Genomic DNA, 22,004 nt, shown 5'->3' with positions numbered 1-22,004 from the left:
TGCAACAGCGAGCAGCGGCGCCGCTGGTTCATCTCCCACCCCCATGGCATAATCCGCCGTCCTCCAGAGCGCTGCCTCATGAACGAAACCCTCAACCTGCTCGGCCTGTCCACCACGCCGCTCGAACTGCTGTCCTTTGTGCTGTCGATCGCCACCGTCTGGCTGAACATCCGCCAGAACCACTGGGCATGGCTGTTCGCGATCCTGTCTTCCGCGCTGTACGGCGTGGTGTTCTTCCAGGCGAAGCTGTATGGCGACATGGGCTTGCAGCTGGTGTTCATCACCGTCTCGGTGTGGGGCTGGTACCAGTGGCTGCACGGCGACGACACGCATGCGCGGCTGCCGGTCACGCAGCTGGCGTGGCGGGGCAGGGCGGCCGCGGCGCTGGGCTGGCTCGCGGGATTCGCCGCGCTGGCGTGGTTCCTGATGACGTTCACCGATACCGACGTGCCGTTCGCGGACGGCTTCCTCACGGCCGGCAGCCTGGTGGGCCAGTTGCTGCTGTCGCGGAAAAAACTGGAGAACTGGCACGTGTGGATCATCGTCGACGTGCTGTACGTGGCGCTTTACGTGCACAAGGGCCTGATGCTGACCGCGCTGCTGTACGGGCTGTTCGTGGCGATGGCGGCGATCGGCCTGCTGGCGTGGCGCAAGTCGATGCTGGCCGAACAGCGCGCCAGCGAAGCGATGGTGCTGCGATGAGGACGATGCGCATCGCGATCGTCGGCAGCGCTTCATCCGGCAAGACCACGCTGGCCCAGGCCCTGGCCGGGCACTATCGCGATGTGTGGGTGCCCGAATACCTGCGCGAGTTCGTCGAACAGCGCCAGCGCGTGCCGGTCGAAGCCGACCAGCTGCATATCGCCGAAACCCAGGCCGCGCGCGAAGACCTCGCCATGGCGCGGGCCAGCCGCTTCCTGTTCTGCGACACCACGCCGCTGATGACGGCCGTGTACAGCCGCCACTACTTCGGCCGCATCGACCCGCGCCTGGCGGCGCTGGTGGCCGCGCGCGGCTACGACGTCACGTTCGTCTGCGCGCCGGACATGCCGTGGAAGCCGGACGGCCTGCAGCGCGAGCCGGAAGACCAGAGTGCGGCCGTGAACGCGATCCTGTCGGAGGAACTGGCCGCCCGCGCGATCGCCCACGTGCGCATCAGCGGACCGCTGGCGCAGCGGCTGCGGCAGGTGGAAGAGGTGCTTGGCAGCGCCTGAGCCCGTGTCATGGTGCCTGGAAGGAGTGACGCCTTGCAAGGCGTCACCGCATGGCAGGCAAGGAGCGGTGCTCCTTGAAGGCCCTGCAATGCCACGCTGACACGAGCTCAGACGGGGGAGCCGTCAGAAGTCCAGCTGCGCCGATACCCGGAACGTGCGGCCCAGGCCGGGTATCAGGTAGCCGCCCAGGTCCGGCGTCACGTCGCGCCAGTAGAATTTGTCGAGCGCGTTGCGCACCTGCGCGCGCAGCATCAGCGGCATGCCGTTCACGCGCGTCACGTAGGAAGTGCCCAGGTTCAGCAGGTGGTACTTCGGCACGAATACCCGGTTCTCTTCGTCGAACGCCTTCTTGCCGGCGAACTGCCAGTCGCCGTTCACCTTGAATGCCGGCGACAGGGCGTACTCGGCGAAGACGGTGGAGCGGATGGCCGGCACGTTCGTCACGCGCTTGCCGTCGTAGATGGCCTGGCCGGTGCCGCCCTGTTTCGTGCTCAAGGCGGCCAGCGAGGCGCCGACCGTCAGCTCGCGCGTGGCCTTGCCCTGTGCCGAGAACTCGACGCCGCGGTGCTGCGCCTCGCCATTGCGCACGAAGGTGTTGGTGGCATCGATGTATTCCAGGCCTTTCTCGATCTGGAACAGCGCGGCGGCATAGCTGATGCCGCCGAACAGCGCCTTGGCGCCGATCTCCACCTGCTTCGACGTCGACGGCGCCAGCGCGCGGTTTTCGTTGACAGTCTGTAGCGGCGCGATGCCGCCGTGCTGCAGGCCGCGCGCGTAGCTGGCATACAGCGCCACGTCGCTGCGCGGGCTGTACACCAGCGACACGTTCGGCAGCCAGAAGTTGGCGCTGCTCGGTGCCACGCCGGCTTCGTCGCGCTTCAGTTTCACGTAGCGCGCGCCGGCATGGAGCGCCAGTTCGCCGGTGAGGTTCACGATGTCCTGCACGAACAGGGCGCGTTCGTTGTCCTTGCGCTGCACGGATGCGGGGCCGGTCGACAGGTCGCTGCGCGGCGGCACCACCACCGGATGGTAGATGTTGCTGGTGCCGGCATACTCGTAGACATCCTCGCCCCAGCTTTCCTTGTTGCCGTAGTAGGCGAAGCCGGTGGACAGCTCGTGCGACAGCGTGCCGGTGGCGAAGCGGCCCTGCAGCATGGCCTGCGCGGCCAGCGGCTTCTTCTGTTCGCCCAGGCTGCGGTAGTCGTACACATCGTAGTCGCCATTGCCGCAGAAGCCCGGGTACAGTTCCTGGGCCGAGCAGCCGTACGGGAAGGCGGTGTAGTCGTCGCGCTTGAACACGTGGCGGTTCGCCTTCACTTCCAGCTTCCAGTCCGGCGCCAGCTGGTACTGGAAGCGCGCGCCGAAGTTCATGCTTTCGGTGGCCACCGGGTAGCTCCATGGCTGGTCGTTCAGCAGCGTGGCGGGATCCACCGCCGGCAGCGAGACGTTATCGATCAGCTGGAAGCCGGGCGCCGACACCTGCGATTTCTTCTGGTAGTCGGCATCGACCTGCAGCAGGGCCTGCGGGGAAATCTGCCAGTCGAATGCGCCGGAAACGAAGCTGCGCCGGCCATCCGCGCCATCCACGTAGGAGCGCAGCCGTTCGCCGGCCAGGTTGATGCGGTAGCCGAAGCGGCGGTCCTCGAAGCGGCCGCCCAGGTCGACGGTGCCCAGCAGGCTGCCCCGTTCGCTCACTTCGAACAGCACCGAGCGCAGCGTGGTGCTGGTGGGGCGTTTCGTCACGTAGTTCACCACGCCACCCGGTGCCGCGATGCCTGCCGTGATGCCGGCCAGGCCCTTCTGCACTTCGAAGCGCTCCTTGTTTTCCAGCGGGATCTGGGTATCCGCCGAAATCGCCAGGCCATCCTTGCGGTAGCTGTTCGCATTGTCCAGCTTGAAGCCGCGGATCGAGAACTGTTCGGCGTAGCCGACCGCGTTGTAGGCGTCGCTGATGCTGGCATCGTAGCGCGCCGCGTCCGTGGTGGAGCGGATGTTCAGCGCCTGCATCTGCTCGCGCGTGATCACGCTGACGGAGGCGGGCGTCAGCAGCAGGGGCCGTTCCGAGAAGCCGGCGACGGAAGCGCTTTCCGCGGTCCCGCGCACCGCGGTGATGACGATTTCCGTCATCGCGGGTTCGCTGGTGCCGGTCGTGCCCTGCTGGGCAAGTGCGGGGAAAGCCTGCGCGATGGCCAGCGCGGCGGCGGATACGGCGAAAGTGGTCTTGTTCATCGAGGTGCTGTTGTCGTTCTCGTTCGTTATCGAACCAGCGAGGAGCACACCCGGGAAGTGCTGCGACCGGCTCCGAGGGGGAGAGTGACGAGCACCGTACTGCGCTTTCCTTCGCTGGCATTATCCAGATCAGGTACGAAGGGTATCTCTCACCCGGATCATGCAAGCATGCCCAGGACCCCTAGCGAAGGCGGAAGCTTATCACATTTGAATGCAATGTCGTGCGCCATCCGTCCGGCGCCATTGTTATACTTGTGGAAACATGGACTCCGACCGACAATACCGGTTTTCCATGCCACGCCGACAGGAGGGCGCCATGACGCAGGAACATGTCGTTGAAAACCGCGAGAGCCTGGATGCCCAGGTGCTCGACATGCATCGCGCGCTGACGTCGCTGATCGACCGGCTGGGCGCGCTGGACATGGCGAACCAGCGTTGCGCGGCCTGCACCGACCCGGAACTGAAGCTCGTGCTGGCCAGCCAGCGCGACAGTGCCCGCAAGCACGTGGCCATGCTGATCGAGTGGGCGCGCCGGCGCGACCCGAAGCTGGACAAGGAATTGCGCGATGCGCTGTTCAAGGCCGGCCCGATCGCGGCCCAATACCGCTACGACGAGAACATGTAAGGCAGTCCACATAATGAGAATCGAATGAAGCAGCCGTACCACGAAGGAAGCTGGTTTGCCGTTCCGCTGATTAACGGCGGCTACGCGGCCGGGCTCGTTGCCCGCATGTCGCCCCAGGGGAAGATCATGCTGGCCTATCTGTTCGGACCGAAACGGGCCACCATGCCCACGCTGGCCGATGTGCAGGGCCTGAAGGCGGGCGACGCCGTCAAGGCGATCCGCACCGGCGACATGGCGCTGGCCAACGGCCGCTGGCCGGTGCTGGGCGAAGCCGGGCATTTCGAACGCAACGACTGGCCGGTGCCGGTGTTCATCCGCCGTTCGGACGCGCTGAAGCGCGCCTGGCAGGCCACCTATGCGGACGATCCCGCCAAGCCGGAGCGCGAAGTATCGGTGCCGTATGAAACGGCGGGCCTGGAAAGCGATTCGCTGTACGGCTACGGCTCCACCGAGCTGCTGTTGACCAAGCTGCTCGAACAGGACCAGGACAGCGCCGGAACAGGGCCAGTACAGGGCTAGGACAGCTTCAGGACAGGGCTGGAACAGGGCTGGAACAAGAGGCTGGAACACGGCCTGGAAGGAGAGGGCGATGCACCAGGGAGGCTGCTTCTGCGGTGCCGTGCGCTACCTGGTCACGGCCGAACCGTTCAACAGCACGCTGTGCCACTGCACCATGTGCCGCCGCGCCAGCGGCGCGCCGTGCGTGGCATGGTTTTCAGTGCCCCGCGCCGGCCTGCATTTCACGGCCGGCAGCCTGGCTTACTATGCGTCGAGCGCCGGCGTGCAGCGGGGCTTCTGTGCCGGTTGCGGCACCCAGGTCACCTTCGAGGATGCGCGCTGCCCGGGCGAACTCGATGTCACCACGGCCAGCCTGGACGACCCGGAGCTGGTGCCGCCCGGTGACCATACCTATATGCAGAGCCACCTGCGCTGGCTGCAGCTGGCCGATACCCTGCCACGCTACCTGCGCACGCGCGGCGAAAGCGTGCGCGACATCCCATCGTAAGGGCGCTCATCCAGCGTCCCGACCGGCGTTCGCCGCCAGCACCGGACAAGCCGCCGCGCGCGACACCAGCAGCGTGCGTTCGCGTTCGTTCTGCGTCAGTTCGGCGGCGCGCAGGAATTCGGCGCGCGCCTCGTCCAGCCGGCCCAGCTTGAACAGGAAGTCGCCGCGCACGCTGGGCAGCAAGTGGTAGTTGCGCAGCGCCGGTTCGTCGACCAGCGTGTCGGCTACTTCGAGGCCGGCGGCGGGGCCGAAGGCCATCGCCACCGCTACCGCCCGGTTCAGCTCCACCACCGGCGACGGCGCCAGCTGGGCCAGGCCGTCATACAGCGCGGCGATGCGTTCCCAGTCCGTGTCGGCCGCCTTGCGGGCACGCGCATGGCAGGCGGCGATCGCGGCCTGCAGCCCGTACGGTCCCAGGCTTTTACCGGGCTGGCTGGCACGCTCCAGGGCGGCGAGGCCGCGGCGGATCAGCAACTGGTCCCAGCGCGCGCGGTCCTGGTCGAGCAACAGCACCGGCGAGCCATCCGGCGCCAGGCGGGCGCGGGCGCGCGACGACTGGATTTCCATCAGCGCCACCAGGCCATGCACTTCCGGTTCGTGGGGCGCCAGGCCAGCCAGGATGCGGCCCAGGCGCAGCGCCTCGTCGCACAGCGCGGGCCGCATCCAGTCGGTGCCGGCGCTGGCCGAATAGCCTTCGTTGTAGATCAGGTAGATCACTTGCAGGACGGAAGACAGCCGCTGGACCAGTTCCTGCCCCACGGGCACCTCGAACGGCACGCGTGCTTCCGCCAGCGTGCGCTTGGCCCGCACGATGCGCTGCGCCACCGTGGGCTCGGGCACCAGGAAGGCGCGCGCGATTTCATCCGTCGTCAGGCCGCCCAGCAGCCGCAAGGTGAGCGCCACCCGGCCTTCGGTCGGCAGCACCGGGTGGCAGGCGATGAAGACGAGGCGCAGCAGGTCGTCGCCGATGCGGTCGTCCAGCGCCCGGTCCAGCGCCTGCTCCTGGTTGTGCGCGGCATCCTCGAGCAGGCTTTCGATTTCATAGGTGAGCTGCGGTTCGCGGTCCTGCGCCAGCTTGCGGTGGCGCAGGTGATCGAGCGCGCGGTTTTTCGCGGTGGCCATCAGCCATGCCGCCGGATTGTCCGGCGTGCCCGTGTCGGGAAAGCTGGCCGGCCAGGTTTCCAGGGCGGCGACCAGCGCCTCCTGCGCCATTTCCTCGGCCAGGCCGACGTCGCGCAGCAGGCGCGCCAGCGCGGCGATGATCTTCGCCGATTCGATGCGCCACACCGCCTCGACGGTGCGATGGACCCGCTCGTTCAATGCGCGGCCGGCCCGGGAGGCGGAGCGGCCACCGCGCGCAATTCCAGGCTCACCTCGGGCCAGGGGAAGGGATAGCTTTCCACCCATGCGATGGCTTCGGCGCGGCTGGCGGCCTGGATCAGCCAGAAGCCGGCGATGAGTTCCTTGATCTCGGTGAACGGACCGTCGACGACCGTCGGCCGGCCGCCCTTGAACTTGACGCGCGCGCCTTTCGCCGTGGGTTTCAGGCCGTCGCCCGCCAGCAGCACGCCGGCCTCGGCATCGTGCGCATTGCGCGCATTCATGCGGGCGATGACTTCAGGCGGCGGCATGTCGTCCGCTTCCAGGCCGGGGCTGGAGCGCAGCAGTACCGCGTATGGCGTCAATTGGGGCGGCGATTGCGTGTCGATGCCGGCGCAGCCGCCGGAACAGCCGGTTTCACGCACTTCCAGCACCGCGCCGCCCTCGGCATCGGCGGTGGGCCATTGCAGGGCCCACGCGATCGCCGCTTCCTTCGATGGCACGTCGATGATGGCGAAGCCGGCCGCCAGTTCGCCGGCGGGGAATGGACCGTGTTCGATCGTCCAGGCGCCGGCACGGCGATGCAGGCGCGCTGCCTCGCCACCGGGATGCAGCCAGCGGGCGCCCGGCACCGCGCCTGCCAGGTTGGCGGCCAGCGGCGCGGCTGGAAAATCAGCGCTTTCCGAAGCGGCGTCGGCGCGCCGTATCACCATGAAATGCATCCCATTCTCCTCTACGTCGGTGAAGGAAAAATCAGGCCGGATCGGCCGCCAGGCGCTCGCGCAGCCGGTCCTCCTGTTCGCGCAGTTCCGGCGTGAATTCGGCGCCGAAATCCTCCGCCTCGAAGACCTGGCGGATCTCGACTTCATCGCCGTCTTCCATCGGCGCACGCTTGAGCCATTCGATCGCCTCTTCGCGCGACTTTACCTGAATCAGCCAGAATCCCGCAACCAGCTCCTTGGTTTCGGCGAAGGGGCCGTCGATGACGGTGCGCTCCTTGCCGTGGTAGCGGATGCGCACGCCCTTCGAGCTGGGATGCAGGCCCTCGCCGGCCAGCATCACACCGGCATTGACGAGCTCCTCGTTGTATTTGCCCATCGCTTCGAGCAGTTCGGTGGAGGGCATCTTGCCCGCTTCGCTGGCGGCGGACGCTTTCACGATGATCATGAATCGCATGGCGCTCTCCTTACTGGGCGACTTCGGGGCAGGGCATGGCCGTCTTCGACGCTTCCAGCGCCTCTTCGGGACTGACGTCGCGGATATGCGTGGCCAGCGACCAGTTATGGCCGAACGGGTCGCGCAGCACGCCGTAGCGGTCGCCCCAGAACATGTCCTGCGGTTCCATCACGGCCTTGCCGCCTGCTTCGACCGCGCGCCGGAACGCGGCATCGACATCGGCGACGTTGTAATGCAGCGTGACGGGGGAGTTGGGCAAGTCCTGCGGGCCAATGCTGTTCCAGTCGGGAAATTCGTCGACCAGCATCACCGGCGAATCGCCGATCCGGATCATTGCATGCATCAACTTGCCGCCGCCATCGGGCACCGGCATGCGCACCAGTTCGATGGCGCCGAAGGCTTTCTTGTAGAACTCGATCGCGTCGGCCGCGCCGCGGCAGACCAGGTGCGGCGTCACGCTGGGCATGTCGGCCGGGATTTTCTGAGCTTCGTTCATGGCTATCTCCTCGATGGTGGTTAAGGAACACGAACCGCGTTCCCATACTCCCACGACGGACGGCGAAACGCCAGATCGACAAGCTGCTGAATTTTTTTTTCGTGGCGCCGGCCGGCCGCGCGTGGGCACGTGCGGCCGCCATGATGGCGCAGGCCACTGACAGGTGCTGTCAGTAGCCTGCGCGCAGGCGCCTAGGCCGCTTCCATGCTGATCTGGATCGACAGGCCGCCGCCGTCCCGATTGCTCAGCTGTAGTTCCGCGCCATGCCGTTGCAGCACGCGCTCGACGATGGCCAGGCCGAGACCGGCGCCGTTGGCCTGGCTGCGCGCTTCGTCGAGCCGGGTGAACGGTTTCAGCAACTCGGCCATCCGCTCTTCCGGCACGCCCACGCCATGGTCCTGCACGTCGATCACCACCCGCCGGGCCGTGTGCATGCCCTTGATGGTGCAGCGGATATCGATCTCGGCAAGGTCGGTGCCGGGCGTCTTGCCGTAGCGACGGGCATTCTCGATCAGGTTATGAAACACCCGCTTCAGGTCGGTGCTGTTGCCCCTGATCTGGGCGGCGCACGAGATGTCGGTGGTGACCTTCACGTCCGGCAGGCGGGAGACTTCATGCGCCACTTCCTCCAGCATGGCCGTCACGTCGATCGGCACGAAGGTGGACGATTCGGTCGGTTTCGCGTAATCGAGGAACTGGGCGATGATCGCGTCCATCTGCGCCAGGTCGGACTTCATGCCATCGCGGGCATCCGGCGCCAGGTCCGCCATCTCCACTTCCAGCTGCATGCGCGTGAGCGGCGTGCGCAGGTCGTGCGAGATGCCGGCCAGGATCACGGCGCGGTCCGATTCCACCTGCTGCAGGTCGTCCACCATCTGGTTGAAGCTGCGGTTGGCCTGCCGGATTTCCTGCGGCCCCTTTTCCGGCAGCGGCTCCGGATGGCGGCCCTGCGCGATGGCGCGGAACGCCGCCGTGAGCCGGCGCAGCGGCGCGTTGACGAGGCTGGAAATGGCGGCCGCGCCCAGCAGCGACACGAGCGAGACGACAGCCGCCCAGCCGAGCCACTGGATCCCCGTCAGCCAGGGAATGCGCTCGCGCTCGAGCATCAGCCAGTAGGCGTCTTCGCCGATATTGAAACTGACCCAGAAGCCGCGCATGCCGTTCACGCGCGCCGAGAAGCGGGTGCTCTTGCCCAGCTTGGCCTTGACGAGCCGTTCGATGTCCGGCATCAGCGCGATGTCCGGCGGTGGGTCGACTTCGTCGTTCTCTTCCAGCAGGAAGACGCGGATGCCTTCGTTCGACACGAGTTCGAACAGCAGCTCGGTGCGCAATTCGGGGGCGGAGTGGGTGAGCGCGGCGCGTGTGATGGTGACCACCGAGATCACCTGGGCGGCCAGCTGCTGCGCCTGCGGCCCGCGCTGGACCCAGCTGATCATGCCGGTCCACGACGCCATCGACAGCGTCGTCAGCACGCCGAGCAGCAGGAAGGTACGCCAGAACAGCCCGCTCTTCAGGCGGGCCAGACTTAAGGGTCGGAACTTCATCGAACGGCACGCATCAGCGCGGCTGTCCCTCCGGGATGAACACGTAGCCCAGGCCCCACACGGTCTGGATGTACAGCGGGCTGGAAGGGTCCGGCTCGATCAGCTTGCGCAGGCGCGAGATCTGCACGTCCAGCGAACGGTCGAAGACTTCGTATTCGCGGCCGCGCGCCAGTTCCATCAGTTTCTCGCGCGACAGCGGCTGGCGCGCATGGCGGGCAAATACTTTCAGGACCGAGAATTCGCCGGTGGTCAGCGGCACCGTTTCGCCATTCTTCTTCAGCGTGCGGGTGCCCAGGTCCAGCACGAACTGGCCGAACTCGAAAGTCTGCGGGGTTTCCGATGGCGCGCCGGGGATTTCGTCGGGGGCCTTGCGGCGCAGCACCGCGCCGATACGGGCCACCAGTTCGCGCGGGTTGAAGGGCTTCGGCAGGTAGTCGTCGGCGCCCATTTCCAGGCCGACGATACGGTCCACGTCCTCGCCCTTGGCGGTCAGCATGATGATCGGCGTCTGGTCGCCGGCGCCGCGCAGGCGGCGGCAGATCGACAGGCCATCCTCGCCCGGCAGCATCAGGTCCAGTACCAGCAGGTCGTAGCGCTCGCGCAGCCACAGCTTGTTCATCGCGGTGGCGTTCTCCGCGGTAAACACATTGAAACCCTGTTCGGTCAGGTAGCGGCGCAGCAGGTCGCGCAGGCGGACGTCGTCGTCCACGACCATGATCTTGGCCTGGTGGCCGCCATGGGAAGCGCTGGTGGAGGAGGGGGTGCCGTTGTTGCCGGTGTCGTTCGATGTGGTCATATTGCTGTCGGAATTGTCAGAAGCATGTCGCTATGGTAACGTCTTAACGCGCTGGGCGGCGCGCACGGCAGTACCCATTACAAAGTGTTACAAACTTTACCCAATCACCCTTATGCCTGGGGGTAAAGGGGCATACACTTCGTCCATCGGGTACAGGTTACCAGACACGAACGAGGATATTCGCATGAGCAAGCAGGCACACGATCGGAGCAGGGCAAGCGCGCAGTGCGCGCGCGCCGCGATCGCGTCCCTCGTGTTCGCGGTCTGTGGCGTGTTGCCATCCATTGTCCATGCCGGTCCGAACGACGGACCGCCACGCCGCGACGACCAGGCCCAGCAACAGCAGCGCCGCGAGCCCCGCTGGGGCAACGCCGAATCGCGTGCGCTGGAATCGCGCTCGTTCGAAGCCCGCGCCGAAGAGCAGCGCCGCCTGATGCAGGAAAGCGCCAACAACGCGGAAATGTCGCGCCGCATGAGCCGCATGACCGCCGACGAACGCCGCGACCTGCGCCGCCAGATCAATGAAGCCGGCATGGAAGTGTATTCCAACACGCCGAAGCGCTGACCCGCCGGCACGCCGGATTCCCTCCAACGGGCCGCTCATGCAGATGAGCGGCCCGTTTTGCATTGGTCGTTCTTCCTGCACCATCCCTCGCGGTGCCATCCGCGATGCGCGCCCGGCACGACAGTTCCTGGCACGACAGTTCCCGGCACGACAGTTCCCGGCACGACAGTTCCCGGTAAGGCTTTTCCGACACACCCGGCGCCCGGCTTTGCGCCCGATCAAATCGGTCCCCGGCAGACCTTATAAATTACCCATTTGCATTTATTGACGTTGCGCAATATGGGGATGCCAGTGGAAAACAGCACGGAACTGCCCGGCTTGCCAGCCGGCGAAGAGGAAGCGCCCATTGTCCAGCGCGACGATGGCGTGTGGTTGCGCGCCGATGTGCCGCCACCGGTCCTGCACGCGGCGGCCGGCGACGTGTTCCTGTCCGGCGCCTGCCTGGTGGGGCTGGACTACGGCACGTTCCTGCGCCTGCTGTACGGGGCCGGGCCCCAGCTGCCGGCCGCGCTGCAGGGCCAGCCGCTGGTGCGGGTCGCCGACGCCATCGTGCCGTTTCCGCCGGCCCGGCGGGCGCTCTACAAGGCCGTCAAGTATGCCGCCGGTGCCGCCGACTACCTCTTCGAACCCGTGTTCATCGATACCGGCGAAGGCGAACCGCGGCCGGCCACCCTGGTCTTCGACGAATTCGTGGCCGACATGTGGGTCAAGGGCATCCGTTTCGGCATCGATGCCGGCGCCGTGCGGGAAGGAATCGCCGCCGCAAGGCCGGGGCGCCGCGTGGTGGCGCGGCCCCTCGACCCGGTGCCGGGGCGCGACGCGGCCTTCGTCGAGGTATCGGAACACCTGCACCGCTCCAACGCACCGCGCGACCTGGGCAACGGCCGCCTCGACCTGCACACCTTCCAGAACCGCTTTCCGCAGGTGAAGGCCCAGGTGCGGCTGCTGCGCAAGGAACCGCGCACCATGGGAACGCGCGGCTTCAAGCTGACCGGCGTGCCGGTGGAAGCGGCCCCCGGCAAGGATCTCGAACTGACCCGCGTGGCCGGCGACGGCACCGTGATCGAGCACGCCGACGGCCACGACTACCTGGTGTCCGCCGTCGAAGGTTTCATCAATGTCGACACGAAGAGCGGCCGCCTGTCGATCGGGCAGAAGATCATCAGCCGCGACGGCGTCAGCGTGCGCACCACCGGCAACCTGCAACTGAGCGGCGACTACGAGGAATTCGGCGAGGTGCAGGAAAACCGCGTCGTCGAAGGCGGCAGCATCACGATCCACGGCGACGTGTTCGGCCGCATCGCCTCGCGTGGCGGCACCGTGCACCTCAAGCGCAACCTGATGGGCGGCACCATCGTCAATGCCGCCGGCGCGATCCGTGTCGGCGGCACGGCGTCGCACGCGGTCCTGCAGGCGAAGGGCGGCGAGATCACGGTGCGCAAGGCGCAGAACTGCGTGATCACCGCGGCCAGGGTCACCATCGGCGAGGCGGCCAATTGCGAGATCCTTGCCGACGAAGTGGCGATCGGCAGCGCCAGCGGTTGCGCGGTGGCCGGCCGCAACATGACACTTTCCGGCGCCGGGCCCCGCAAGGGCAGCGAGATGCTGCTGCTCGCGCTGGTGCCCGATACGCGGCGCTACGACGAGGCCATCGCCGATCTGGCCGCCCGCGCCAGCGACTGCGCGGCGCAGGCCAGCGCGCACCGCGCCGCGTCCGACGCCATCGCCGTCCGGCAGGATGTGCGCAGCTACCTGGCGCTGTCCGCCCACGTGCGCGCCAAGCAGGTCACGCTCACCGCCGCCCAGCAGGCGCTGTACAAGAAGATGGCCGGCCAGGTCGAGCCGGCGCTGACCGAGCTTGCCCAGCTGTTGCGAGCCAGCAACGCCGCACGCGCCCGGCACGACGCATTCCAGGAGCAGCTGGAAACGGCGCGCCGGCGCCGCAGCGAGATCGCCATCCCGGCGTCGTGCAAGGTCAAGCGGGTCGATGGCGACACGGTCCTGCGCACCATGCTGTACCACCCGGACGCCGGGCCGCCCTATGAGCTGGCGCCGAAGGACATCAAGGAACGACTGAGGGCGGCGCCCTGGAACCATGCGCCGGTGCTGCACGCGGCCGAGGGGCCGATCGAGTGGTCGTCGACGCAGTGATCATCGACGCAGTCATCATCGACGCAATACGACAAGCAGGAGCCCCCGTTGCGAATAATCCTAACAGGAAACATTGAGCGTTCTCAACGCGTTCACTCGAGGCAACCTTAGCATGGAACTTGCCTGAATTTACCGCAAGACGGATGAAAGGATTACCATGCAACCCCAACACATATCGGCGGCGGACAAGGCGCCGCAAGCGCTGAAGGGCCGTGAAACGCCAAAGCAGGATGGCGGCGCGCAAGGCGATGCCGAGGCACGGCAGTACCTGACTTTCCGCCTCGGTGGACTGGAATACGCGCTGGACTACCGCAACGTGCAGGAGCTGCGGCCGTTGCGGGCACTGGAGCGCTTCGCGGCGGACGGTGAAATCATCAGCGGCGTGGCTGTCTCGCGCGGCGTCATCATGCCGATCGTCGACATGCGCATCGCGTTCGCCCCGCGGCCGCCGGTGCACGATCCGCGCACCGACGTGATCATCCTGAAGCTGTCGACCTGCGTGATGGGCATGGTGACCGACGGCGTGACCGACCTCGTCACCCTGGCCGGCGGCGATATCCGGCCGATTCCGAACCTGGATGCGCAAGCCAGCCTGAATGTCGATTACCTGCTGGGAATCGCCCACGCCGGCCAGCGCCGGCTGATCGTCGTCGACATCGACAAGCTGATGGCCATCCGCCGCGCCAGCGACGACAGGCTGGACGCCGCCGCGTGACGGGGGCGGTGAAAAAAAGCGCCGCCCGAAGGCGGCGCTTTTCTCGTGCCACGCGGGCCGCGAGGTGCGGTCAGGCGGCCAGCGCTTCGAGCTGTTCCTGCAAGCCCAGCCACTCCTCTTCCAGCTGCGCCAGGTCTTTCGCATAGAACGCCTGGTCCGCCAGCAGCGTCTTCAGCTTCGGCTTGTTGGCCGCTTCGTAGATCGCCGGATCCTGCAACTGCGCATCGACTTCCGCCTTCTGCCCATTGCGCTTGGCGATCTGTTCTTCCAGCCGCTTGATCTTGTTCTCGATCGGCTTGCGTTGCGCGGCCAGGCGCTGGCGCTGCTCCGCTTCCAGGCGCTTCTGCTCGCGCTTGTCGACGGCCGGCGCGGCCGGTGGCGGCGCCACCGGCGACGTGGAGGGATAGGCCGTCTTGTGTTCCTTGCCGGCGGCCGGCAGCACGTCGGTCCCCTTGCCCAGCTTGGTCTTGAAGAGCCAGTCCTTGTAGTCGTCCAGGTCGCCGTCGAACGGCTGCAGCATGCCGTCGGCCACGATGATGAACTGGTCGGTCGTCGCCCGCAGCAAGTGGCGATCGTGCGATACCACCACCAGCGTGCCTTCGAACTGGGCCAGCGCTTCCGTCAGCGCTTCGCGCGTTTCCAGGTCCAGGTGGTTGGTCGGTTCATCGAGCAGCAGCAGGTTCGGGCGCTGCCACACGATCAGCGCCAGCGCCAGGCGCGCCTTCTCGCCACCGGAGAACGGCGCGATCGGGCTGGTCACCATGGTGCCCGGGAAATTGAAGCCGCCCAGGAAGTTGCGCAGCTCCTGTTCGCGCACCGTCGGGGCGATCTTCGCCAGGTGCCACAGCGGCGACTCATCGTGCCGCAGCATCTCCACCTGGTGCTGGGCGAAGTAGCCGATGATCAGCCCCTTGCCCGTGGTCGCGGTGCCGGCCAGCGGCGCCAGCTCGCCCGCAACGGTCTTGATCAGCGTCGACTTGCCGGCGCCGTTCACGCCCAGCAGGCCGATGCGCTGGCCCGTCTGCAGGCTGAAGTTGATGCCGTGGACGATGGTCTTTTCCTTGACCTCGTAGGTGGCCGGATCCTCGCTGCGGTAGCCGGCATCCACGTCTTCCAGCACCAGCAGCGGATTCGGCGCGGACAGCGGCTCGCGGAATTCAAACGAGAACTCGGCGGCGGCGCGCAGAGGCGCCAGCTCTTCCATCTTGGCCAGCGCCTTCATGCGGCTCTGTGCCTGCCTTGCCTTCGATGCCTTGGCCTTGAAGCGCTCGATGAACGATTCCAGGTGGGCTTTCTTGCGCGCCTGCTTCTCGGCGGTGCCCGCCATCAGCACCATCTGCGCGGCGCGCTGGCGCTCGAAACTGGAGTAATTGCCGGAGTAGCGCTTCAGCTTGCGGTCGTCGATATGCACGATCACGTTGACGATCTCGTCGAGGAAATCGCGGTCGTGCGAAATGATGATCAGCGTGCCGGCATAGCGCTTCAGCCAGTCCTCGAGCCAGATGATGGCATCCAGGTCCAGGTGGTTGGTCGGTTCATCGAGCAGCAGCAGGTCGGAAGGGCACATCAGCGCCTGCGCCAGGTTCAGGCGCATGCGCCAGCCACCCGAGAAGCTGGCCACCGGCTGCTGCATCTGGTCCAGCGTGAAGCCCAGGCCCAGCAGCAGCTGCTCGCCGCGCGACTGCACCGTGTAGGCATCCGCATCGGCCAGCGCCACGTGCACATTGCCCAGCTCCAGGCCCTGCTCGGCGGAGTCGGGCAGCGCTTCCAGCCGCTCCAGTTCGGCCTGCAGCTTGCGCAGGTTGACGTCGCCATCGATCGCGTAGTCGAGCGCGTTGCGCTGCAGCGGCGGCGTTTCCTGCGCCACGTAGGCCATGCGCCACCTGGCGGGGAAATCGATGTTGCCCTGGTCCGGATGCAGCTCGTTGCGCAGCATCGCGAACAGGCTGGACTTGCCGGCGCCGTTGGCGCCGATCAGGCCGATCTTGTCGCCGGGGTTCAGCGTCAGGTCGACGTTTTCCAGCAGCGGCTTCACGCCGCGCATCAGGCTTACTTGTTCGAGACGAATCATTCTAGATTTTCAAAGCTTCAATTGGTCGGTGGTCGGGAAGACCCCGGTGCCCGGCCTGCGCCCATGGGGGCAGGCAGGATCGTTCGCATGTACGGAAGTCGATTAAAGCTTCAGCTGGTCGGCGGTCAGCAGGAAGACCATGTCATCCCCCTGGCTGGTGGTCAGCCATGTCAGCCCCATGTCGCCGAAGGCCGCTTCCGCGAACGCCTTCTCGTTGCCGATCTCGACGATCAGCAAGCCGTCGTCCGTGAGCCGCTCGGCGGCACCGGCCACGATGCGGCGCACCAGGTCCATGCCGTCGACGCCGCCGTCCAGCGCGATCTGCGGTTCGTGGCGGTATTCCTGCGGCAGCCGCGCCATCGAACCGGAATTCACGTAGGGCGGGTTGGTGACGATCAGGTCGTATTTTTTCAGCGGCACGTTCGCGTACAGGTCCGACTGGATCAGGTTCACGCGGTCCGCCAGCTGGTACGTCTCGACATTGCGGCGCGCCACTTCCAGCGCATCCGGCGAGATGTCGACGGCATCGACCTGCGCGTCCGGGAACGCGTCGGCCATCATGATCGCCAGGCAGCCGGAGCCCGTGCACAATTCCAGCACATTGGCCACGCCTTCCGGGTTGTTGACCCAAGGCGCGAAGTAATCGGGGATCAGTTCGGCGATGTAGGAGCGCGGCACGATGGTGCGCTCGTCCACGTAGAACTGGTAAGTGCCCAGCCACGCCTCGTTGGTGATGTAGGCGGCCGGCACGCGTTCGGTGGCGCGGCGTTCGATCACGTCCAGCACGCGCTGGATTTCCTCCGGCAGCAGGCGCGCATCGAGGAAGGGATCGAGCTTGTCCAGCGGCAGCTTGAGCGTGTGCAGGAGCAGGTAGGCCGCCTCGTCGAAGGCCTCGGCGCTGCCGTGGCCGAAGAACAGCTTTTCCGTGTTGAAGCGGGTGGTCGCGTAGCGCAGCAGGTCGCGCGGCGTGGCAAAGATGGTCGTCATGGTAGGTTCTTCCTTTATGCCGGAGCTCGGGCGAGCAGGTCAGGTGAGCAGGTTTTCAAGCGTGCGGCGATAGATGTTCTTCAGCGGATCGATGAAGCGCACTTCGACATGCTCGTCGATCTTGTGGATGCTGCCGTTCGGCGGCCCGAACTCGATCACCTGGGGGCAGATCTGCGCGATGAAGCGGCCGTCGGACGTGCCGCCCGTGGTCGACAGTTCCGTTTCGATGCCGGTCTCGCGCCTGATCGCCTCGCAGAGCGCCGTCGACAGCGTGCCGCGCGGCGTCAGGAACGGGTAGCCGGAAATGGTCCATTTCAGGTCGTACTCGAGGCCGTGCCGGTCGAGGATCGCATGGACCCGCTGCTGCAGGCCTTCGGCCGTGCTGGCGGTCGAGAAGCGGAAGTTGAAGTCGATCACTATCTGGCCGGGGATCACGTTGTTCGCGCCGGTGCCGGCCTTCACGTTCGACATCTGCCACGACGTGGGCAGGTAGTACTCGTTGCCTTCGTCCCACACCTCGGCCACCAGGTCGGCCAGCGCCGGCGCGGCCTGGTGGATCGGGTTCCTGGCCAGTTGCGGATAGGCGATGTGGCCCTGGATGCCCTTGATCGTCAGGCAGCCGGACATCGAACCGCGGCGGCCGTTCTTGATCATGTCGCCCAGCTGTGCGCTGGAGGTGGGTTCGCCGACCACGCAATAGTCGATCGCCTCGCCGCGCTCCTTGAGCTTGTTGCAGACGATGACGGTGCCGTCGGTGGCAGGACCTTCCTCGTCGCTGGTCAGCAGGAAGGCGATCGAACCCTTGTGGTCCGGATGGGCGGCGATGAATTCCTCGCAGGCCACCACCATCGCGGCGATCGACGTCTTCATGTCCGCCGCGCCGCGGCCATACAGCTTGCCGTCGCGGATGGTGGGGAAGAACGGTTCCGACGTCCATTGCTCGACCGGGCCGGTCGGCACCACGTCGGTGTGGCCGGCGAACACGAACACCGGCTGTTCGGTGCCGCGGCGCGCCCACAGGTTCGTCACGTCGCCGGAAACGATCGTCTCGCAACGGAAACCGAGCGGCTCGAGCAGGGCGATCAGCTGCTCCTGGCAGCCTTTGTCCTCGGGGGTGACGGATGAGCGGCCGATCAGTTTTTCAGTCAGCGCGAGGGTACGGGATTCGGTCATGGCGTTTTAATGGTTGAAGATCTCGGCATACTGCTCCGGCTTGAATCCCACGTGGCACGTGGTGGCGGTTTGCAGCACGGGGCGCTTGATCACGGACGGGTTTTCCAGCATCAGCGCGGTGGCGCTGGCCGCGTCCAGCACGGCGGCCTTGCGCTCGTCCGGCAGGCCGCGCCACGTCGTGCCTTTCCTGTTGACGAGGATTTCCCAGTCCACGTGCTTCAGCCAGTGCCGCACCGTGGCGGCATCGAGGCCCTGCTTCTTGAAATCGTGGAAGGTGAAATCCTGTTGCTGGTCGGCCAGCCAGACGCGGGCTTTCTTCACCGTGTCGCAGTTGGGGATGCCGTAGAGAGTGATCATGAACCGGGGAGCGCGAAGGCTAGGACAAAACGAAGTCCGCCATTATAGCCGGTCGTCTTCCGGCGGGCGCCGCCGGCGAGCCCCGCGCAGGAGAGTGTTGCTTGTTGTTTGATAGCTATTATCAAAATTGCATGGATACAGGGTTTGTATTAGTCTCCTCGCTGCGGTATCGCAACCGCATCCAGTGATCGATAACTACCCAGACAGAGGACAAGAACATGACCAGGAAGCTGCTCGCCATGCTGTTTGCCATGCTGCCCATCGCGGCGCAGGCGGAAGTACCGAAATACCGGCTCGATGTACTCGTCGACGGCCCGGCGGGAAGGGGAGCCGATATCAATAACAGTGGCGTCGCTCTCCTGGGGCTGGAGACGGGCGGCGCCTCCCAGGCATGGCTGATGACCACGACCGGTTCCGTCCACTTGGGCTCGCTCGGAGGCACCAAGGTGGAAGGTTTCGAGCTGAACGACGCCGGCACCGTCGTGGGAAGTTCATCCCTGGCGGGCAACACTGCCACACATGCCTTCGTCTATGCAAACGGCGCCATGCGCGACATCGGCACGCTCGGCGGGCTGAACAGCTCAGCGGTGGCGGTCAACAATGCCGGGCTGGTGGTCGGCACCTCGGACGTGGCCGGCGGCGGCACCCGCGGCTTCATCTACACCGCTGATGGCGGCATGCGAGATATCGGCACGCTGGGCGGTGCACAGAGCAGTATCCTCGACGTGGCCGACACCGGCGAAATCCTGGGCAGTGCGCAGACCGAGAGCGGCGAATGGCACAAGTTCCTGTACAAGGACGGCGTCATGACCGATATCCATGACTGGGGCGGCAACCTGTCCGGCCTGGGAGCGAACGGCGAACTGTACGGCACCTCGTACGACTCGACGCGCAACCAGTGGAGCCTGGAACTGTACAACTCCGCCTGGTCCCCGGCTGGCGAATGGAACTACAACCTGGCGATACCGAGCGACATGTCGAACGGCTACATGGTCGGTACCAACAACTATGGCACCGGCACGATGCTGGCCACGGCGGACGGCTACTGGAGTCTCGATAGCTTCACGGAAGGCCAATGGACGTTCCTCGACGCCCATGGTGTCAACGACAGCGGGCAGATCCTCGCATACGGCTGCAGCTGGGACAGCGGCAGCTGTGCCACCGTCCTGCTGAGCCCCGTGCCCGAACCGGCCACGTATGGCATGCTGGCCGCCGGCCTGGGCGTCGTCGCCCTGGCGCGCCGCCGGAAAGGCGCCGCCGCCAGCCGGTCGGCATAGTTCCGGAAAAGAAGCCGCGGGCGGAGCGCCGTTGGCTCCGTCCGGCTGGCCGGCAAGGATGGCAGTGCGGTAACGGTGAATTTCTTCATTTACGAACTGCGAGGACGACGATGAACAAACTGTGTCTGGCATTGTTGCTCGCCGCGCATGCGTGGGCTGGCGCGGCAACGCCGATCTACAAGGCCGAATTTCTCGGGGCGGCACACGCCCCGACTGACCTCAACAACAACGGCGCGGTACTGAACAATCTCTACGTGGATGGCCATTACACCAGTTCGCTTTCCACCCGGACCGGCGTCGTGGCGATCGATGGCTTCGGCGGCCCGGATGTCTACGGCGCCGCCGTGAACGATGCCGGCGTGGTCACGGGTTATGCCACCCACCTTGACGGAAGGTCGCATGCGTTCGTGCATGCGGACGGGAAAACCCGCGACCTCGGCACGCTGGGCGGCCTGAGCAGCGGTGCCAGTGCCATCAACAATGCGGGCGCCGTGGTCGGGACATCCCGGAATGCCGCGGGTGAGGCGCGCGCCTTCCTGTACACGCCCGACGGCGGCATGCAGGATCTGGGCACGCTGGGCGGCGCGAGAAGCGAGGCCCATGGCATCAGCGAGGCAGGCGAAGTACTGGGTACTTCCTTCACCGCCTCGGGCGAATGGCACACCTTCCTTTACAGCGGCGGTACGATGATCGATCTCGATACGCTGTATGGTCCTGGCATCCACGGCATCGGGCCGAACGGGGAACTGCTCGGCAACCGCTGGGAAGCGGATGCGGCCGGCAATCTGGTCCCGCGCATGATCATCGAGCGCTCGACCTGGCAACCCACGGGCGACTTCGCCATTGTCTCCAGCATGGCGGAAGGATACATGCTCGGCAGGAACCGGGACGGCACGGTAGCGATGCTGGCAACGCCGGAAGCCTCTTATGCCTTGGCTGAACTGGCGGGCCCCGGCTGGCGGATCGAGTTTGCCGTCGACGTCAACGACGCGGGCCAGGTTCTCGCATGGGGATGCAACTGGCAGCTGGGCCATGGCTGCGGCAATGTGTTGCTGAGTCCGGTGCCCGAACCGGCCACCTGCGGCATGCTCGCCGCAGGCCTTGGCGTCGTCGCGCTGGCACGCCGCCGCAAGGGCAGCGCCGTCAGCCGTTCAGCGTAAATTCGGTAAATGACGCCTCGGGCGGAGCCGCCTTGCGCTCCGCCTCGGCATCGGCCTGCCGGCTGTCGGGTCCATTGTTCAGGAGCCACAGCAGGTTGGTGGCCGAATCGGCGTTGGCCAGCGCTTCTTCCTGCGTGATGCGGCCATCCTTGACCAGCTTGTACAGCGCCTGCTCGAACGATTGCGAGCCGGGCGACAGGCTGCGGTCCAGCGCTTCCTTGAGCTGGCCGATTTCTCCTTTCTCGATCAGGTCCGACACGTAGCGCGTGTTGACCATCACTTCGACGGCGGGCGTGCGGGTGCCGCCGCCGCTGGAGCGGACCAGCCGCTGCGACACGATGGCGCGGATGGTCGACGCCAGGTCCTGCAGCAGGGCAGGGCGGTTCTCGATCGGATAGAAGCTGATGATGCGGTTCAGCGCGTTGTAGCTGTTGTTGGCGTGCAGCGTGGCCAGCACCAGGTGGCCCGATTGCGCATAGGCCAGCGCCGCGGCCATCGTTTCGCGGTCGCGGATCTCGCCGATCAGGATGCAGTCCGGCGCCTGGCGCATCGAGTTGCGCAGCGCGGTGCCGAAATCGCTGGCGTCGCTGCCGATCTCGCGCTGGTTGACGATCGCCTTCTTGTTCTTGAACAGGTACTCGATCGGGTCTTCCAGCGTGAGGATATGGCCGGAACGCAGTTCGTTGCGGTGGTCCAGCATCGCCGCGATCGTGGTCGACTTGCCCGAACCGGTCGAGCCCACCACCAGCATCAGCCCGCGCTTTTCCATGATCAGTTCGGCCAGGATGGGCGGCAGGCTCAGTTCTTCCAGTGCCGGGATGGTGGCCGGCACGTAGCGGAACACGGCGGAGATGGTACCCCGCTGCCGGAAGGCCGACAGGCGGAAGCGCCCCAGGCTGGCGACCGGGATGCCCATGTTCAGTTCATTGGTCTGCGCCAGTTCGTTGAGCTGCGCCGGCGTGCAGACCTCCGCCAGCAGCGCATCGATATTTTCCGGTTCCAGCTTCTGCTGGTTGACCGGAATGAGGTTGCCGTTGATTTTCAGGTGCACCGGCGAATTCACCGCGAAGAACATGTCCGACGCGTTCTTCTCTTTCATCAGCTGGAACAGGCGGTCCATCATGGCGGGAACCTTCAAGGTC

The 22,004-nt window shown here is 66.1% G+C and carries 22 protein-coding genes and 1 riboswitch; of the genes, 10 read left to right on the top strand and 12 right to left on the bottom strand.

Annotated elements, in window-relative coordinates; all coding sequences use genetic code 11:
- Positions 1 to 78 precede the first annotated feature (78 nt).
- Both pnuC and OU994_RS24005 read left to right on the top strand, forming a co-directional pair.
- Complete coding sequence (gene pnuC, locus OU994_RS24010) at positions 79 to 702, top strand: nicotinamide riboside transporter PnuC (RefSeq protein WP_281607989.1); 624 nt, start codon at positions 79 to 81, stop codon at positions 700 to 702.
- Positions 699 to 1,214 (top strand): ATP-binding protein, encoded by a 516-nt coding sequence (locus OU994_RS24005; protein ID WP_281607988.1) that lies wholly within the window; start codon positions 699 to 701, stop codon positions 1,212 to 1,214. The genes pnuC and OU994_RS24005 overlap by 4 nt, the downstream gene beginning before the upstream one ends.
- A 123-nt stretch (positions 1,215 to 1,337) precedes the next feature.
- On the opposite strand, the gene OU994_RS24000 is transcribed toward OU994_RS24005, so the two are convergent.
- Positions 1,338 to 3,443 carry a TonB-dependent siderophore receptor gene (locus OU994_RS24000; protein ID WP_281607987.1) on the bottom strand — a complete coding sequence of 702 codons (2,106 nt, stop codon included), beginning with the start codon at positions 3,441 to 3,443 and terminating at the stop codon, positions 1,338 to 1,340.
- 89 nt (positions 3,444 to 3,532) lie between these two features.
- Positions 3,533 to 3,636: riboswitch (TPP riboswitch) on the bottom strand.
- Positions 3,637 to 3,759: 123 nt separating this feature from the next.
- On the opposite strand from OU994_RS24000, the gene OU994_RS23995 reads away from it, so the two are divergent.
- The 3 genes from OU994_RS23995 to OU994_RS23985 all read left to right on the top strand — a co-directional run bounded on the left by OU994_RS23995 (position 3,760) and on the right by OU994_RS23985 (position 5,074).
- On the top strand, positions 3,760 to 4,068 hold the full coding sequence (locus tag OU994_RS23995; RefSeq protein ID WP_131144756.1) for a hypothetical protein: 309 nt from the start codon (positions 3,760 to 3,762) through the stop codon (positions 4,066 to 4,068).
- A 24-nt stretch (positions 4,069 to 4,092) separates the two neighbouring features.
- Positions 4,093 to 4,587, top strand: coding sequence for an Imm26 family immunity protein (locus OU994_RS23990; RefSeq protein WP_281607986.1), 495 nt, complete (start codon positions 4,093 to 4,095; stop codon positions 4,585 to 4,587).
- A 70-nt stretch (positions 4,588 to 4,657) separates the two neighbouring features.
- Positions 4,658 to 5,074, top strand: coding sequence for a GFA family protein (locus tag OU994_RS23985; protein ID WP_281607985.1), 417 nt, complete (start codon positions 4,658 to 4,660; stop codon positions 5,072 to 5,074).
- A gap of 6 nt (positions 5,075 to 5,080) precedes the next feature.
- On the opposite strand, the gene OU994_RS23980 is transcribed toward OU994_RS23985, so the two are convergent.
- From OU994_RS23980 to ompR, 6 genes are all read right to left on the bottom strand, one after another.
- A complete protein-coding gene (locus OU994_RS23980) occupies positions 5,081 to 6,394 on the bottom strand; it encodes an RNA polymerase sigma factor (protein ID WP_281607984.1) in 1,314 nt (437 codons plus the stop codon).
- Positions 6,391 to 7,116, bottom strand: coding sequence for a YciI family protein (locus OU994_RS23975; protein WP_281607983.1), 726 nt, complete (start codon positions 7,114 to 7,116; stop codon positions 6,391 to 6,393). Before OU994_RS23975 ends, OU994_RS23980 begins: the two co-directional genes overlap by 4 nt.
- A gap of 31 nt (positions 7,117 to 7,147) precedes the next feature.
- Positions 7,148 to 7,570, bottom strand: a complete 423-nt coding sequence (locus OU994_RS23970) for a YciI family protein (protein WP_281607982.1) — start codon at positions 7,568 to 7,570, stop codon at positions 7,148 to 7,150.
- Between the two features lie 10 nt (positions 7,571 to 7,580).
- The gene (locus OU994_RS23965) at positions 7,581 to 8,066 is read right to left on the bottom strand and encodes a VOC family protein (protein ID WP_218943757.1); all 486 of its coding nucleotides are present in this window, start codon (positions 8,064 to 8,066) and stop codon (positions 7,581 to 7,583) included.
- Positions 8,067 to 8,257: 191 nt separating this feature from the next.
- Positions 8,258 to 9,610: an ATP-binding protein gene (locus OU994_RS23960; protein ID WP_281607981.1), complete on the bottom strand. Its 1,353-nt coding sequence runs from the start codon at positions 9,608 to 9,610 to the stop codon at positions 8,258 to 8,260.
- A 13-nt stretch (positions 9,611 to 9,623) separates the two neighbouring features.
- Complete coding sequence (gene ompR / locus OU994_RS23955) at positions 9,624 to 10,325, bottom strand: two-component system response regulator OmpR (protein WP_229418989.1); 702 nt, start codon at positions 10,323 to 10,325, stop codon at positions 9,624 to 9,626.
- Between the two features lie 265 nt (positions 10,326 to 10,590).
- Here ompR and OU994_RS23950 point away from each other — a divergent pair, with 265 nt between their 5' ends.
- The 3 genes from OU994_RS23950 (at position 10,591) to OU994_RS23940 (ending at position 13,837) form a co-directional block, all read left to right on the top strand.
- Positions 10,591 to 10,971 (top strand): hypothetical protein, encoded by a 381-nt coding sequence (locus tag OU994_RS23950; protein ID WP_281607980.1) that lies wholly within the window; start codon positions 10,591 to 10,593, stop codon positions 10,969 to 10,971.
- A gap of 291 nt (positions 10,972 to 11,262) precedes the next feature.
- Positions 11,263 to 13,122 carry a flagellar assembly protein A gene (locus OU994_RS23945; protein WP_281607979.1) on the top strand — a complete coding sequence of 620 codons (1,860 nt, stop codon included), beginning with the start codon at positions 11,263 to 11,265 and terminating at the stop codon, positions 13,120 to 13,122.
- A gap of 157 nt (positions 13,123 to 13,279) precedes the next feature.
- Entirely contained in the window at positions 13,280 to 13,837 is a 558-nt protein-coding gene (locus OU994_RS23940; RefSeq protein ID WP_281607978.1) for a chemotaxis protein CheW, read from the top strand.
- 70 nt (positions 13,838 to 13,907) lie between these two features.
- On the opposite strand, the gene OU994_RS23935 is transcribed toward OU994_RS23940, so the two are convergent.
- The 4 genes from OU994_RS23935 to OU994_RS23920 form a co-directional block, all read right to left on the bottom strand.
- Entirely contained in the window at positions 13,908 to 15,908 is a 2,001-nt protein-coding gene (locus OU994_RS23935) for an ATP-binding cassette domain-containing protein (protein ID WP_131144766.1), read from the bottom strand.
- A 102-nt stretch (positions 15,909 to 16,010) separates the two neighbouring features.
- Positions 16,011 to 16,895: a 50S ribosomal protein L3 N(5)-glutamine methyltransferase gene (gene prmB, locus OU994_RS23930; RefSeq protein WP_281607977.1), complete on the bottom strand. Its 885-nt coding sequence runs from the start codon at positions 16,893 to 16,895 to the stop codon at positions 16,011 to 16,013.
- 39 nt (positions 16,896 to 16,934) lie between these two features.
- Entirely contained in the window at positions 16,935 to 18,068 is a 1,134-nt protein-coding gene (dapE, locus tag OU994_RS23925) for a succinyl-diaminopimelate desuccinylase (RefSeq protein ID WP_281607976.1), read from the bottom strand.
- A 6-nt stretch (positions 18,069 to 18,074) separates the two neighbouring features.
- Entirely contained in the window at positions 18,075 to 18,425 is a 351-nt protein-coding gene (locus OU994_RS23920) for an ArsC family reductase (RefSeq protein ID WP_281607975.1), read from the bottom strand.
- Positions 18,426 to 18,643: 218 nt separating this feature from the next.
- Between OU994_RS23920 and OU994_RS23915 the strand changes: the two genes are divergently transcribed.
- Positions 18,644 to 19,702: a PEP-CTERM sorting domain-containing protein gene (locus tag OU994_RS23915; RefSeq protein ID WP_281607974.1), complete on the top strand. Its 1,059-nt coding sequence runs from the start codon at positions 18,644 to 18,646 to the stop codon at positions 19,700 to 19,702.
- Between the two features lie 110 nt (positions 19,703 to 19,812).
- Positions 19,813 to 20,862 carry a PEP-CTERM sorting domain-containing protein gene (locus OU994_RS23910; protein ID WP_281607973.1) on the top strand — a complete coding sequence of 350 codons (1,050 nt, stop codon included), beginning with the start codon at positions 19,813 to 19,815 and terminating at the stop codon, positions 20,860 to 20,862.
- Here the strand turns inward: OU994_RS23910 and OU994_RS23905 are convergent.
- Complete coding sequence (locus OU994_RS23905; RefSeq protein ID WP_281611704.1) at positions 20,846 to 21,982, bottom strand: PilT/PilU family type 4a pilus ATPase; 1,137 nt, start codon at positions 21,980 to 21,982, stop codon at positions 20,846 to 20,848. The two genes, OU994_RS23910 and OU994_RS23905, sit on opposite strands and share 17 nt — an antisense overlap.
- Positions 21,983 to 22,004: the final 22 nt, after the last annotated feature.

The sequence above is a fragment of the Pseudoduganella sp. SL102 genome (assembly GCF_027856995.1).
In the GTDB taxonomy this organism is placed as follows: domain Bacteria; phylum Pseudomonadota; class Gammaproteobacteria; order Burkholderiales; family Burkholderiaceae_D; genus Rugamonas; species Rugamonas albidiflava.
The sequence above is the reverse complement of the archived record's forward strand: the minus strand, read 5'-3'. Positions and strand labels throughout refer to the sequence as shown.